The 14,825-nt window shown below is 57.3% G+C and carries 13 protein-coding genes; 9 read left to right on the forward strand and 4 right to left on the reverse strand.

Annotated elements, in window-relative coordinates; translation table 11 throughout:
- Nucleotides 1-163: 163 nt before the first annotated feature.
- The 3 genes from maiA to hmgA are packed head-to-tail and all read right to left on the reverse strand — an operon-like array spanning nt 164 to nt 3,452.
- On the reverse strand, nt 164-817 hold the full coding sequence (maiA, locus tag P0D70_RS34655) for a maleylacetoacetate isomerase (protein ID WP_408187820.1): 654 nt from the start codon (nt 815-817) through the stop codon (nt 164-166).
- Complete coding sequence (gene fahA / locus P0D70_RS34660; protein WP_408187821.1) at nt 814-2,121, reverse strand: fumarylacetoacetase; 1,308 nt, start codon at nt 2,119-2,121, stop codon at nt 814-816. Before fahA ends, maiA begins: the two co-directional genes overlap by 4 nt.
- A complete protein-coding gene (gene hmgA / locus P0D70_RS34665) occupies nt 2,118-3,452 on the reverse strand; it encodes a homogentisate 1,2-dioxygenase (RefSeq protein WP_408187822.1) in 1,335 nt (444 codons plus the stop codon). Before hmgA ends, fahA begins: the two co-directional genes overlap by 4 nt.
- Nucleotides 3,453-3,810: 358 nt before the next feature.
- On the opposite strand from hmgA, the gene P0D70_RS34670 reads away from it, so the two are divergent.
- The 5 genes from P0D70_RS34670 (at nt 3,811) to P0D70_RS34690 (ending at nt 9,361) form a co-directional block, all read left to right on the forward strand.
- Nucleotides 3,811-4,722: a LysR family transcriptional regulator gene (locus tag P0D70_RS34670; RefSeq protein ID WP_408187823.1), complete on the forward strand. Its 912-nt coding sequence runs from the start codon at nt 3,811-3,813 to the stop codon at nt 4,720-4,722.
- Between the two features lie 93 nt (nt 4,723-4,815).
- Nucleotides 4,816-6,075, forward strand: a complete 1,260-nt coding sequence (locus tag P0D70_RS34675) for an FAD-dependent oxidoreductase (protein ID WP_408187824.1) — start codon at nt 4,816-4,818, stop codon at nt 6,073-6,075.
- Nucleotides 6,076-6,130: 55 nt separating this feature from the next.
- The gene (locus tag P0D70_RS34680; protein WP_408187825.1) at nt 6,131-6,856 is read left to right on the forward strand and encodes a class II aldolase/adducin family protein; all 726 of its coding nucleotides are present in this window, start codon (nt 6,131-6,133) and stop codon (nt 6,854-6,856) included.
- Nucleotides 6,856-7,809, forward strand: coding sequence for a 2-hydroxyacid dehydrogenase (locus P0D70_RS34685; protein WP_408187826.1), 954 nt, complete (start codon nt 6,856-6,858; stop codon nt 7,807-7,809). Before P0D70_RS34680 ends, P0D70_RS34685 begins: the two co-directional genes overlap by 1 nt.
- A 139-nt stretch (nt 7,810-7,948) precedes the next feature.
- A complete protein-coding gene (locus P0D70_RS34690) occupies nt 7,949-9,361 on the forward strand; it encodes an MFS transporter (RefSeq protein ID WP_408187827.1) in 1,413 nt (470 codons plus the stop codon).
- A gap of 693 nt (nt 9,362-10,054) precedes the next feature.
- On the opposite strand, the gene P0D70_RS34695 is transcribed toward P0D70_RS34690, so the two are convergent.
- Nucleotides 10,055-10,966 (reverse strand): LysR family transcriptional regulator, encoded by a 912-nt coding sequence (locus P0D70_RS34695; RefSeq protein ID WP_091808680.1) that lies wholly within the window; start codon nt 10,964-10,966, stop codon nt 10,055-10,057.
- Between the two features lie 164 nt (nt 10,967-11,130).
- On the opposite strand from P0D70_RS34695, the gene P0D70_RS34700 reads away from it, so the two are divergent.
- The 4 genes from P0D70_RS34700 to P0D70_RS34715 form a co-directional block, all read left to right on the forward strand.
- On the forward strand, nt 11,131-11,829 hold the full coding sequence (locus P0D70_RS34700) for a glutathione S-transferase family protein (protein ID WP_091801144.1): 699 nt from the start codon (nt 11,131-11,133) through the stop codon (nt 11,827-11,829).
- Between the two features lie 171 nt (nt 11,830-12,000).
- A complete protein-coding gene (locus P0D70_RS34705) occupies nt 12,001-12,861 on the forward strand; it encodes a helix-turn-helix transcriptional regulator (protein ID WP_286162067.1) in 861 nt (286 codons plus the stop codon).
- 103 nt (nt 12,862-12,964) lie between these two features.
- A complete protein-coding gene (locus P0D70_RS34710) occupies nt 12,965-13,282 on the forward strand; it encodes a DUF4148 domain-containing protein (RefSeq protein WP_408187828.1) in 318 nt (105 codons plus the stop codon).
- A gap of 483 nt (nt 13,283-13,765) precedes the next feature.
- On the forward strand, nt 13,766-14,825 hold a 1,060-nt coding region (locus P0D70_RS34715), incomplete at its 3' end, for an aldehyde dehydrogenase family protein (RefSeq protein WP_408187829.1).

A 14,825-nucleotide genomic window follows, 5' to 3' on the forward strand; every position in this document is an offset into this window, starting at 1 on the left:
TATCCGCCATTCGCCCATGCGGACTCCGGCGAGTACAAACGACGGCTCAGAATCCGCTAGCGGACAGTCATCTGTCGCGCATGAAAATCACGATCAGTTTTCTCATTCACTTCCCGTGATGCAGTCTTAGCGGTGGCGCGGCGACGTCAGCAAGCTTCACGCGTTAAGCGTCCGGCTGCCGCGCAGGCTCGGCAGCGGCGAACGCTTCATTCTGCATAGCGTGATCGGCGATGCGGCGGATCGTCGGATAGGTGTCGAGGGGAATCGAGAAGCGGCGCGCGTTCCACACTTGCGGGACGAGGCAGATATCGGCGAGCGTGGGCGTATCGCCGAAAACGAAACGTCCCGGGCGCGCGTCCGACGTCAGCTTTGCTTCGAGCGAGGCGAAGCCGAGATCGATCCAATGCCGGTACCACGCGTCCTTCTGCGGCGCCGATGTGCCGAGCTCGCCGCGCAGATATCTGAGAACGCGCAGATTGGCGATCGGGTGAATCTCGCACGCGATCTGCAATGCGACGGAACGCACAAAAGCGCGATCCACCGCCGATCGAGGCAGCAACGCCGGCGTCGGAAAACACTCGTCGAGGTATTCAATGATCGCAAGCGACTGCGTGAGCACGCTGCCGTCATCGCATGTGAGCGACGGCACGAGACCGTCCGGATTGATCGCGCGATAGGACGCCTGAAGCTGCTCGCCGCCATCGCGCACGAGATGCACCGGCGCCTGATCATAGGGAATGCCCTTGAGATTGAGCGCGATGCGAACACGAAACGACGCCGAACTGCGAAAGTAGCCGTGCAGCGTGAACGCGCTCATGCGGTTTCTCTCGCCGGAAGGATCGTTCCCGCGCACGCGCCGAAGCCGACGCGATAACCGTCGCCCTGACACCATCCGCGCAATGTCAGTTCGTCGCCGTCCTGGATGAAAGCCCGCGTTTGCCCCGACGCAAGCTGCAACGGACGCTGCCCGTTCCACGTCGATTCGAGCAGCGAGCCCCAGGAGGCCGGCGTCGGTCCGCTAATGGTGCCGGAACCCATGAGGTCGCCGATGCGTACATTACAGCCGCCGCTGGTGTGATGCGCGAGCTGCTGCGCCATCGACCAGTACATGTACCGGAAGTTGGTGCGGGAGACCGTCTGCGCTTGCGCATCACCGCTCGCGCGCAGATCGACTTCGAGATGGATGTCGAACGCATGCTCGCCCGAGTGACGCAGATAGGAAATCGGCTGCGGATTCTGCTCCGGCTGCTGACACCGGAACGGCTCGAGGGCGTCCAGCGTCACAATCCACGGCGAAATGGTCGTCGCGAATCCCTTCGAATTGAACGGTCCCAGCGGGACATACTCCCATTGCTGTATGTCGCGTGCGCTCCAGTCATTAAGCAACACCATTCCGAAGATATAGTCTTCCGCGCTTTCGCAAGGGACCGCATCCCCTAGCGTGCTGCCGACACCAACGATAAAGCCCATCTCGAGTTCGATGTCGAGCTTTCGGCAGGGAGCGAAGACGGGCCGCTCGCTGTCCGGCAGCTTGATCTGCCCGTTGGGTCGCATAACCTGCGTGCCGCTCACGACGACCGATGAGGCACGTCCGTTGTAACCGATCGGGATTTCGAGCCAGTTCGGCAGGAGTGCGTTTTTGGGATCGCGAAACATTGATCCAACGTTCGTCGCATGCTCGCGCGACGAGTAGAAATCGGTGTAGCCGGGGATTTCCACCGGAAGGTGCAGCCGCGCGTCAGCTTGCGCGATCAATGCGCGCTTGCGCAACGCCGCGTCGTCGCGCAATTCCGCGTTGTCCGCCTGCAGCAAAGCGGACAGTCTCGTGCGCAGCGCTCGCCATTGTGCTCTCCCCGTCGCAATGAAAGCATTCAGTGACGCACGATCGAACAGTGCCGCGTCGTGCGGGAGCAGGCCTTCTTTTGTAAGCACTGCCAGATCGACAATCGAATCCCCAATTGCTACACCGACCCGCGCCGACGCGTTTGCGCGATCGCTGAAAACACCGAACGGCAGGTTCTGAATCGGGAAATCGCAATCCGGGGCGTTGGCCGACTCGAGCCAGCTCCTCAGCTTCGGATCGTTGGCCACCTGCGAGTTGTCACCTTGCGCCACGTTCATGCGTTGTTCTCCTTCGCGAAGTTGTTTTTAAGCCCTTGCCAGCACTCAAAGTATTCAGCTTGTAACTGCGATGTTTTGAGCGCGAATTCCGTCGGTCGAATGACACGCGGCGTCTCGAACATGAAGGCCATCGTGTCGTCCACCTTGTGCGGCTTCGTCGTATCGCTGTTCGAGGCCTTTTCGAACGTCTCCGCATCTGGACCGTGACCAGACATGCAGTTGTGCAGGCTCGCGCCTCCCGGCACAAAGCCTTCTTCCTTCGCGTCGTATGCCCCGTGGATCAGACCCATAAATTCGCTAGCAACATTGCGATGAAACCAGGGTGGGCGGAACGTGTCCTCGGCCACGAGCCAGCGCGGCGGGAAAATTACGAAGTCGAGCGAATGCACGCCTTCGGTGTCGCTTGGCGATTGAAGAACGAGAAAGATCGAGGGGTCAGGATGGTCGAAGCTAATCGAGCCGATGGTGTTGAAGTGACGCAAGTCGTACTTGTAGGGCGCGTAGTTACCGTGCCAGGCGACGACGTCAAGCGGCGAATGATCTATATCGGCACGCCATAAGTGTCCACCAAACTTGGCGACCAGTTCAAAATCGCCTTCGCGATCTTCGAATGCGGCGACCGGCGTCAGGAAATCCCGCGGATTGGCCAGGCCGTTCGACCCAATCGGGCCAAGGTCCGGCAGATCGAGCAGCGCGCCGAAGTTTTCGCAGACGTAACCGCGAGCCGACCGATCCGGCAGCGTAACCGCGAAACGTACGCCGCGCGGCACCACGGCGATCTCGAACGGTTCCACGTCGAGCACGCCAAGTTCGGTCGCAAGCGTCAGGCGACCCTCTTGTGGCACGATCAGCAATTCGCCGTCGGCCGAATAGAAGAAACGATCCTTCATCGACTGCGTCGCGGCATACAGATGAATCGCACAGCCCGACATTGAATCGGAGGAGCCGTTACCGGCCATCGTCACCAGCGAATCGACGAAGTCGACCGGCTCTATGCCCAATGGCGGCGGGTCCCAACGAAGCTGGTTCGGAGGAGTTTTGGGGACCGTCGAGAAATCGCCTACGAGTCGGTTGTTTTCGATAGGCTCAAACGGACGATGGACGGCCGCGGGTCGCACCCGATAGAGCCACGACCTCCGGTTGTGTGCGCGCGGCGCCGTAAATGCCGTGCCTGACAGTTGTTCCGCGTACAAGCCTCTCTTGACTTTCTGCGGCGAGTTCCGGCCAACCGGCAGGACGTTGGGCAATGCCTCAGTCGCGAATTCATTGCCGAAGCCAGTCTGATACGGCAAGCCAGCTGCAAGCGTCAAGCCGTGGCGGTTTTCGGACATGGTCACTCCGATCTAACGTTGGGTGTCGATTAAGTTGAGTTTCATTTGAGTCATCCTGCGCCGCGCAACTACTCAACCAAAGAAACCTGGTCAGAAAGCACCGCCTGTAATGCCGGGTGCCCGACAATTGCTGTGCCGTGCGAACCGGAGCGGCAGCCCCACATATCTGGTCTACGGATGATGGTTGGGGCTCGATACGTGCAGCGAGCAGCAGGTTTTGACTAAGGGTTTGTTTCGGGCTGGCAGGCGTCCGACTACGTTCGTTCAGGAGCGCTTACCCATACCGAGTCAAGCAAGTAGACTCTAATGGCGATCATTTGTAAAATTGCTTTGTAAAATTAATTGATTTGGATTCAAAATGAATGTAACAGCTAGGCAACTTAGGGCATTCCTGACCGCAGCAAGGCTTGGCAGTTTCACTCGAGCGGCAGAAGAGGTCGCCGTTACCCAGTCGGGTTTCAGCTTGATGGTCAAGGAGCTGGAGGGCCAGATCGGAGCGCGCCTTTTCGACAGGACCACGCGGTCCGTTCACATCACCGAAGCGGGGGCAAAGCTTCTTCCAGTCGCGCAACGTATGATCTCCGAACTGGAGTCAGTAATTGCGAGCATTGACCGCATGTCTGATCAGGCGCGCCGGGAGCTCACGATAGCAGCGACGCCTGTTATGGCTGCCAGCATTCTCCCAGGGATTTGCAGGGACTTTTCAAATGCGCATCCCTATGTACGTCTGCACGTGAGAGACGTTGGTCGCAAGGAAATTCTCTCCCTTGTCGAGTCAGGCGAAGCAGACCTCGGGCTCGGCGCTTTCTTCAAGCCGGCCTCCGGGATAGCCCGGAAGCGCATCGGTCGATTCCGCCTTATTTATCTGACGGCGACGTCCACCGGTGGATACAAAGGAGCGGAAGAAGCGAAGCCCAGCGAGATCCCATGGGCGATGCTCCCCGACGAGCCGCTAATTAGCCTCCCTTCCGACAATCCCATACAGCAGGTCATCGATGGATGTCTAAAGGACGTCGGACGCTCCATTGAGCAAAGGGATATATGCAACAACCTCCTTACGGCGATCGCACTCGTTGAAGCCGGATACGGATCTGCAATCGTCCCCTCATTCGTCCTACCTATGTGCGAACGGTTTGAAGTGACCTGCCAAACGCTCGGCAGCCCCGTCGCGCCAATCGACTTCTTTATGGTCACAAAAAAGGGACGGGAGGCGTCAGATCTCGTCGCTATGTTTGCTGACGCCGTTTCTCAAACGATGACTCACGACTAGGCAAGGCACACGGGACGATTGGTTTCCATTTCCAATGAATTGATTTGATATATTCAATTCCAAAATGGGCCGGAGGAGTGTTCAATACGTGACATGGCAGTCGTGCTGCTAAACACATTCCGGGAGAATCAATTGGACGCGGGTAAGCCACATGTACTGATTGCGGGCGGGGGTATTGGCGGCCTCACCTGTGCTCTAGCTCTGCTACGACGCGGCTTTGACGTCGACGTGTACGAACAGGCTCCTCAATTGGGGGAGGTCGGTGCCGGATTTCAGCTGAGCGCGAACGGCACGCGCTGCCTGTTCGATCTCGGCCTTGAGGCTGAACTGCGAGAACTCGCCACTGAGGCTGAAAGGAAGGAAGTTCGGCTTTGGAATTCCGGCCAGACATGGCCTCTCTTCGATCTCGGGGCGACCTCCGTCGCCAAGTACGGGTTCCCTTATTACCTGATGTACCGCGCTGACCTGCACGGCCTGCTCGCGCGGAGCGTTCGTGCATTAAAGCCCGACGCGATTCATTGCGGGTCGGAGGTCAGCGCGTTCGCGCAGGACGAGACTTCCGTCCATCTCCATCTCGAAAATGGCGCCATCGCTAGCGGCGATATTCTCATCGGCTCGGACGGAATTCATTCTGCCGTGCGTCGCCTGCTGTTCGGAGAAGGTACGGCGGAATTCACCGGTTGCATGGCTTGGCGCGGGCTCGTCCCGAGCGAAGCGCTTCCGGAACATCTGCGGGTGAGCACCGCGACTAACTGGATCGGTCCTGGCGCTCACGTCATTCACTACCCCTTGCGCCAGGGCACGCTCGTTAATTTCGTCGGCATCGTCGAGAGAGACGACTGGCAAGTAGAGTCGTGGACAGCCCGCGGCACCACTGAGGAGTGCCTGAACGATTTCAAAGGTTGGAACGCCGACGTTGAGACGCTCATCCGGGGCATAAAGGAACCGTTCAAATGGGCATTGCTTTCCCGAGCACCAATGCGTAAGTGGACCCAAGGACGCGTAACTTTACTCGGCGACGCCTGCCATCCCACATTGCCTTTCCTTGCGCAGGGCGCGGTCATGGCGATCGAGGACGGCGTTGTTCTGGCGCGTTGTCTTGAGGCCAATGCTCGCAAACCGACCGTCGCGCTTGAGACCTATGAAGCGCTGAGAATGGAGCGGACCGCGAAAATCGTCAGAGGCTCTTCGGCCAACGGTGCGCGGTTCCACAATCCCATGCTTGCCGATGCAGATTACGCTGCCGAATATGTGGGCAGAGAGTGGGCTGAGGACAAAGTCCGTGAGCGCTATGACTGGCTCTTTGAATATGACGCCACGAGCGTGGACGTGACCGGTCGCGCCGTTGTTTAACCAGACATGATATAGCGCCTGAAAAAAATCGGATGCGTTCAATACAGAGGAAAATATGGATAACGATACAAGAGAGCTGATTAAAGATCTGGTTTTCGCGTTTCAGATTCTCGCTATGGATGGCCAAGGTAGCGGAATCTCTGGGCACCTGACGGCTCGCCTGCCTGGCAAAAATACTTTTTGGAGTATTCCCTATGGATTTGGTTTCGAAGAAGCGACCGCTGACGAGCTAATCGAGTCTGACTTCAATCTGAAGACCGTTACCGGACAAAAGAAATGCAACCCTACGCTCAATATCCACACTGAAATTTATGCGCGGCGCCCCGAGGTCACGTGCATTTTGCATACGCATTCGGAGGCCTCCCTTGCGCTCGGCATTATTGGTAAAGTTCTGGAGCCTATTACTCAGAGCGGCGCGTTATTCTATAACGACATCGTTCTTTTTGATGAATTCGAAGGAATTGTCCTTCGCGCCGAAGAAGGCACGAGTATCGCCCAGACGCTTGGAGACAAACGCGCCATTCTTTTGAGGAACCACGGATCGCTGGTGGTCGGTCGCTCGATCGCAGACACCACAATTTCCGCCACAGTGCTCGAGTTCGCCGCGCGCGTGCAGTTGCAATGCATGGCGAGCGGAGTATCAAAAAACCTCCCCGAGAAAGAAGCCTTGCAGACGAAGGCGTTCCTTCAGAGACCCGATGTGGTCGACCTTCGTTGGCAGTTGTTGACGAGACAGAGCAAACGCCACAACTCTCATTTCTCGACCGAGCGGACACATTGATGCCATCGCCTAATGATGAACGGCATACGGTCCTGATGCTGCTCACGTCGGACTTTGTCGTTACACGGTACGAATCACTTAGACGCAAAGCGCCTGAATTGACTATCGTTACCGAGCTCGCTCCCGGGTTGAACGACGACGTGACGGCACTTTTCACGTTCAAATTGCCGACTGGCATGGCGGCCCGCCTACCGAACTTACGGCTTGCCGCGTCGGTCGGTGCCGGTGCTGACGGCATACTCAGTGCATCAGACCTCCCTGCTAGCGTGCGCGTCACCCGCGCGTGCGATGACGGTCTGGGCCTGAGTATGGCTCAGTATGTTGTCTTGCAGATTTTGCGAGTCTTCCGGGGCTTACCGACCCTTGAGCGGCAGCATGCATCCGGCGATTGGGCTCGGCTTCCGATCCCGGATGCAACGAAATGCACGGTTGGAATCATGGGAGTAGGACAGACAGGATCGGTAGTGGCTCGCGCCGTCGCCAGCCTCGGATTTCGCGTCGTTGGATGGGCACGCACGGCTAGAACAGAAACAGGACTTGAGATTTTTTCAGGGCGGGAAGCGCTGCCTGAATTTCTGAGCCAGTGCGACTTCCTTGTTTGCCTGTTGCCACTAACGGATTCAACGCGCGGGATGTTGAACAGGTCGATTTTTTCCACAGTTCGGAAAGGTTGCTACTTCATTAACGCAGCGCGGGGGGGAATCGTTGTCGAAGACGACCTTCTGGAAGCGATCGACAATGAGGAGCTGAGCGGCGCTGCGCTTGATGTCTTTGATCAGGAGCCACTACCACGGAGCAGTCCATTCTGGGGGCACTCCAAGATACTTGTGACACCCCACTCAGCTGCGCAGCCCGCTGTCGAGCCGGTCGTTGATCAGTTTATCGAGAATCTTCGCCGAATATCTGCTGGGGAACCGCTTCTGTATGAGTTAAACCGAGATCTGGGTTACTAGGATGAACTCGTGCGACTGGCTTGACCAGTTAAATCAACAGGCGCGTATCTACATAACGATCGTGACTGCCTGAACATTACGGATTACTGGAGGCGTAAAGCGCTGGCACAGGCGCACGCCCGAAGGTTTGGAGACAAGCATGGAACGGAGAGACAAATTTCTGGATGTCGCGCTTTACATCGATGAGATGCGAGTAAGCAGGAGGCAAATACTCATCTACCTCGTGTGTGCGTTCGTCGCCATGGCTGACGGGTTCGACGCACAGGCGATTGGCTATGTTGGCCCCGCTATCGTACAAGGATGGGGGATCACTCGCGCTGCACTCGGACCAGTGTTCGTCGCGGGACTGACGGGCATGGCTCTGGGGGGCATGCTCTGTGGCGTGATGGCGGACCGCGTGGGCCGTCGCCCGGTCGTGATTTTGAGCTGTCTGCTTTTCAGCGCGTTGACTTTCGCGGCCAGCTTCTCCGATTCCGTCCAGACGTTGATTGTATTGCGCTTCCTGGCCGGTCTGGGAATTGGTGGGGCGATGCCCAACGTCGTTGCGCTCACGGCGGAGTATGCGCCCAAACGAGTCCGCGCAACTATCTTGATGCTCATGTATAGCGGCTTTTCGCTTGGCGCGGCCCTTGGTGGATTTCTGTCAGCATGGCTTATAGGCGCTTACGGATGGAAATCTGTGCTGCTGTTTGGCGGAATATTGCCCGCGGTAGTAACTGTGACCGTGTTACTGTGGCTTCCGGAATCGATCAGATTCATGGCAGCAAAAGGTAATCGAACGGTACAGATCAAGGCGCTGCTCGAGAAATTTACGCCAGGTTCCAAATTGCCTGTTGGCACAACTTTCGGTTCGACTGAACTACAGGTGTCACACTCGCCGGTCGCTCAACTATTCGAGTCGAAGCGCGCTGTCCAAACGCTGCTTCTATGGGCCATTTACTTCCTTTGCTTCCTCGTTCTTTACCTGCTGTCAAACTGGCTTCCCGTAATGATTCATGACGCCGGAGCCAGTGTCGGGCAGGCGGTTTTTATCACTGCGCTTTATCAGGTCGGCGGCACCCTCGGCTCAATCGTTCTAGGCCGCGTGATGGACAAGTCGCGACCTGCCAGTGTCATGGCAATGGTTATGGGCGCCGGCGGGATCGTGGTGTGTCTCATTGGGGCGTTTGGTATCGAATCGCAGATACTGCTCAGCGCCCTGGCGGGCGCCGCGGGTGTCACGGTCATCGGAGGGGTGATTTGCTCTCACTACGTGGCGGCAGACACCTACCCGACTGCCTTGCGATCAACGGGGCTGGGCTGGGCCTTCGGCGCGGGACGCTTCGGTGGAATTGTAGGGTCGCTATACGGAGGCGCACTGTTTTCAATGCACATCGGAATAAGCAACATGCTGTTTGCCAGTGCCGTTCCGCTTTTTGTTGCAGCAATCGCCGGCGTTTGCCTCGCGCGTACTGGTAATCTGCAGGCGGCGATGCGCCGACATGACGAGGGCGCGCTAGACCAGCCCGATGCGACGATATCGCCACCTGACCATCTGCGCATCAAGCCCTGAAAGCCAAGGAGAGCGGCCGCGAAGGGTAGTTTGCTGCAACGCGACACTGGGTCGTGGGAAGGCGGCGCGACGCGGGGACCGTTTTTAGTGCCCAGCCTGGCGCAAGTTGCATGGCTGGGCAATCCAGAAAACAAGAGAACACGTCGACCCTGACGACGAACTCCGCTAAGTACGCGCTTTTGAGCAGGACGTAGGTGATACGCGAGTGAGTGCCGGCAATGTGGCCGATTGCGGCGAAGCCACTTGGGCGAGACGCCGAGTTGCGAGAAGTCGCAAATGTTGGGGCGCGTATTGTTTTGAGGGCGGCCGCTCGAGAGATGCCAACAACAGCGCAAGCCAGCATAAAAAGCATCAACCTGTTCGCGCGCGCCCGGAGTTGCGATCGCGTCAGACAACGAATGACCGGTGTACTTCTCAGACGAGACGTCGCAATAGCGGCGCACTGACCGGCTGCAACGGGTCGACTTGGGTCGAATGCGGCCTGATCGACGACGGCGCGTTGTGGCGGTCCGTGTCAAACCGGGGTCGGCCATCTGCGGACGTCCGTTTAGGTGCTCACATTGAGGTCCGTGAGTCGGGTCCGCCGCTAAAAGCGGACTATCACGCGTAGCTGATACTGGCGAGTCATACCCGTCGCGTCCACGGAACGATAAATTTTGGAAGATCCTGAAAGGACTGTGCTTGCTCCGCTGACTACGCGCTTACGGCTGACCGTAGAAAGTCGACAAACGCACGCACTTTCGCTGATAAGTGGCGATTCTGTGGATAGAGGATGGAGAACGGGCGGGAGCGTCCACCATATTTCTGAAGAACCTCCACGAGATCGCCACGCTTTAAAGCTTCTGCCGCGGCGAAACGGTAGGTCTGGTAAAGGCCGCCGCTCGCATTGACCCAGGCGACGCACCCTAGCGCATCATTGAGTACCCGCATTCGGCTCTTTATCGGTTGTTCAATCTCGGCCCCTTTTTCATCAGTAAACAACCACTGCATCGGTCGCCCAGTATTAGGGGACACGTATTGAATGCAGTTATGCTTCTCAAGGTCATTGAGCGATAGCGGCGTGCCTCTTCTACGTAAGTAATCTGGTGTACTGAAAACGCCTAAAGACGCATCCTCCAGCTTATATGCCACCAGTCGCGAATCACGCTGGATGCCTAATCGGATAGCAAGATCAAACCCCTCTTCAACAAAATCAATGATCTTGTCGGAGATACTTATCTCGATGTCGATCTGTGGATAGGCCTCGGTGAACCTGGGCATCAAAGGCAGTAAGCGATATGTCCCGTAAGCGGCACTGACGCTGATGCGCAGCAGCCCACTCGGCACTGTCTGTGCGCCGGTGATCGCGCGCTCGGCCTCGGCGATTTGATCGAGCGCTATCTGACACTCCTTCCAATAAAGCTCCCCTTCATTTGTGACCTTGACGCTGCGCGTTGTCCGCGAAAACAGGCGCACACCAAGGCGCTGTTCGAGCCGACTGATCGATCGACTGACCGCTGCCGGGGTTACGCCAAAAACCTCGGCCGCGCCTGTGAAACTTCCCAACTCCGCGGCTTTACAAAATTGCTCGATGCTGCCGAGCTGGATCGATTCGATGGCGGCCATTGTTTGTTCCAAAATGTAATAGATGAATTGATGTTTACACCATTTATGTATGGACAGCAAGGTAATAAAGTGCATTCACTGCTCGCGCAGACAAGGAATTGTGACCAGCTCCTATACGCATACGGGTTGGCGCCATCTTCAACTTACATTCAGGAACGACGCAAATGACTACCAAACTGCACGTCTTCACCTCGCCCTCGGCCTTCCCCAACCCACAGCGCCTGCGTCTGTTCATGCATGAAAAGGGGATCGCAGATCAGTTTGACGAAACCATCTATGACATGACGCCGGTCGGCGAACAGCGTGGCTGGCGTCACTTGAAAATGAATCCATGGGGCGAAACGCCGACGCTTGAACTTGCTGACGGTAGCTTCCTTTCCGAGACTGCCGCCGTTGTCAGATATCTCGACCAGTCCTATCCCGGTCGAAAGATTATGGGCGACACGCCCTTGGAGCAGGGCTTGGACAATATGTGGGACAACCGCATCTGGGTTCACATCCTGTATCGGATTGTCACGGCCTTCCACGTTTTGCATACGGGTCTCGGTTTCAAGCTTGAACTGACGAAGAACGAGGCATGGGGTGAGCACTGCCGCAAGGAAGCATTGGCCCATGCCGCGCTGGTCAACAAGCATCTGTCGGACGGACGGCAGTGGCTGCTGGGCGGTGATGAACCGACCTTCTCTGACATAACGCTGGCGACCGCAATCGCGTTCTCGAAGTTCCCGGTGAACGCCACTCCGCTCGACGAGCGTTTTGAATTTTTGGATGCCTACTGGCAGCGTTGGCAACAACGGCCGAGCTTCAAGGCCGCCTATGCCGACGGTAACAGCGGCATACCGGAGCTGGATAATCGGGCATAAAATGGGCTGGGCATCGCGCGACGCTCAGGAAAATGAGCCCGCGCGATCCGGCGACGTCATACCTCACGACGCGTTGGGCACTTTATACTCAGCAGCTTACACAGGCGGCGGTACTGGCCGCCCCAACCATCGCAGGCGCACTATCCATTGCTGTGCTCAATGACATTACGAATGTCGGCGCTTGTTCGGCCCAATATTTTCGGCATAGGAACATTGCGCGATATGGTCAAGAAAACCTCTCCCGAACAACGCCGTGAGCTAGGTACCTTCCTCTCCAGTCGACGGGCGCGTCTGCAGCCTAAGGAATTTGGTCTGCCTGAGGGCCCGCGGCGCACACCGGGCTTGCGGCGCGAAGAAGTCGCCGTGCTCGCAGGCGTCAGCGTCAGTTGGTACACCTGGCTCGAACAGGGACGCGACATCCAGCCCTCCGCAGACGCACTGCGGCGCATCTCGAAGATTCTCAAACTCGATCGGGTCGAATCCTCTCATCTCTTTGCGCTTTCGGCCCGTGAGGAACCGGCCGTCGTGACCACCGGCGGAGTTACCGAAGGTCTGGATAGGCTGGTTCGCGCGATCAACCCCATCCCTGCCTACGTGCGCAACACGCGATTAGACATACTCGCCTGGAATGATGCGATTGCGGACCTTTTCGTCGATTACGGCTCGCTGCAGCCGCACGAGCGCAATACGTTACGCCTGCTGTTTCTCTATCGCCCCTATCGCACGCTGATCCTCGATTGGGAGCAGATGGCGCGCGGCATGATCTCCACGTTCCGCGCCTCGCGCGCGCATGCGCAGGACAAAGTTCCGTTCGACGATCTGATTAATGAACTCTCGCAACAGAGCGCTGAGTTCCGTGACTGGTGGCAGGACACGGACGTGAAAGGTTTTGATGAGGGCAGCAAACGTCTGCGGCATCCGACTTCCGGACATATCGATTTCACGTATGTTGCGTTGACGCCGGAGGGTCGGCCCGACCTTTCGCTGGTGACGTATATCCCGCGCCATACTGCCTATGACACGCAGTCATAGGATTACAAGACGCCTTCTTCACTCGAATCGCTTTGTCTAGACTGGCATCACTAAATCGCAAACGGGTGTTTGCGAACAAAACCCAAGTCTGAAGGTAAGTATCATGAAACTCATTCAATCACTCGTCGTCGCCGCTGCTTTTGCTATTCCGGCTGTATCGTCGTTCGCCCAGTCAGAGGCACCTGTTAGCCGTGCGCAAGTGCGTGCTGATTTGGCTCAACTTGAACAGGCGGGCTACCAGCCGGGTGCTGGCGACCAAGCAACTTATCCGGTGCAGATTCAAGCCGCCGAAGCACGTGTCACCGCGAAAAATAACGCCGCTTCGGGTTACGGTGGAGTCTCGGGCGGATCATCCTCATCAGGCGCCTCGCTTAAGCCAACCGCCAATATCGCTACGAAGTCGATCTATTCGGGTCACTAAGCTGATCTGGAGCATCGGCAAAATGCGGCCTAAGGCTGGTTGCTGTCTTGATCGATAGCAAGCCAGCCATCTTGTTTTAGTACCTCCTCCTACGGCATATTTGCCGGTGGATCCCGCCCAGCTACGGCTGGCTTTTTTTTCGTACGCCGAGCTACCGCTAGATAAGAAATCAAAATGCGTTTGCTCAATTTCTTTGCCATTCGATAGCGGCACCTAGCGGCTTATCTTGATCGGAACTGGATGGTCCGCGCCCGACCCGCATTTCTGCCCATGTGGGCATCACGCGTATCGATCTCACGTATGTCGCAATGACGCCAAGGGTCGGCCCGACCTTTCCCTGGTGACGTATATCTCACACCATGCTGCCTATGACCCGCAGTCATAGGATTACGAGACGCCTTCTTCACTCAGATCGCTTTGCCTAAACTGACCATCAGAGCAGCACCTCATTCGCTGATTTCATCTGTCAAGGAGGCAATAACGATGTCGAATCACAACGCTCAGCCAAACACTAACGCGGTCAACGTCGCGACCTCGCGTAACCCTGCGACCAACGAACTGATCGCAACCTATACATTCCAGTCTGCCAACGAAGTGGAGCGCCTGCTTGTTGATAGTGCTGCAGCTTTCCGCCTGTGGCGGGCGACGCCGATGCGAGAACGCGTCGCTGCCTATCATCGCCTGTCGGCGATCTTGCGGGAAAGATCAGATAGCCTGGCCGCTCTCATCACCGCCGAGATGGGCAAGACCATCGGCGCAGCGCACGCAGAGGTCGAAAAATGCGCCGCCACCATCGAGTGGATCGCAGAAAATGGCCCTGCGATCATCGCAGACGAACCGGTCTCAGTCGATAGCGATGACGAGGTCCATGTTTCGTATCTGCCCATCGGCACGGTTCTGGCCGTCATGCCATGGAACTTCCCTTTGTGGCAGGTGGTACGCGCCTCTGGTCCGATCATGTTGTCGGGTAACGGCTTTTTACTGAAGCATGCGCCCAACGTTATGGGTTCTGCTTATGCCCTGCAGGAGGCGTATGAAGCTGCCGGCTTTCCAAAAGGACTTTTCGCCAATCTGAATACCGACAACGAGACAGTAGCCCGCACGATCGAGGATGATCGGATCGCGGCGGTCACGCTGACAGGAAGTATGCGCGCGGGCTCGGCGGTGGCTGCCACAGCAGGAAAAGCACTCAAGAAGAGCCTGCTGGAGTTGGGCGGCGCTGACGCCTTCGTTGTCCTGTCCGATGCGAATATCGATCTGGCAGTGGAAGCGGGCATTAAAGCGCGATTCCAGAACGCCGGGCAGGTCTGTCTGGCCGCCAAGCGGTTTATTCTTGAAAAGCCCATCGCCGAAGAATTTACTCGCAAGTTCGTTGCTGCCGCAAAGCAAGTAAAGGCGGGGGACCCGCTTGATCCTGAGAGCACGATCGGGCCGATGGCGCGCCACGACTTGCGCGACGAACTACACCAGCAGATCGAACGTACCATTGCGGCCGGCGCGACCCTGCTGCTCGGTGGCAAGAAAATTGAGGGCACCGGCAACT

This window comes from Paraburkholderia sp. RL17-381-BIF-C (assembly GCF_046026435.1).
Taxonomy (GTDB): Bacteria; Pseudomonadota; Gammaproteobacteria; order Burkholderiales; family Burkholderiaceae; genus Paraburkholderia.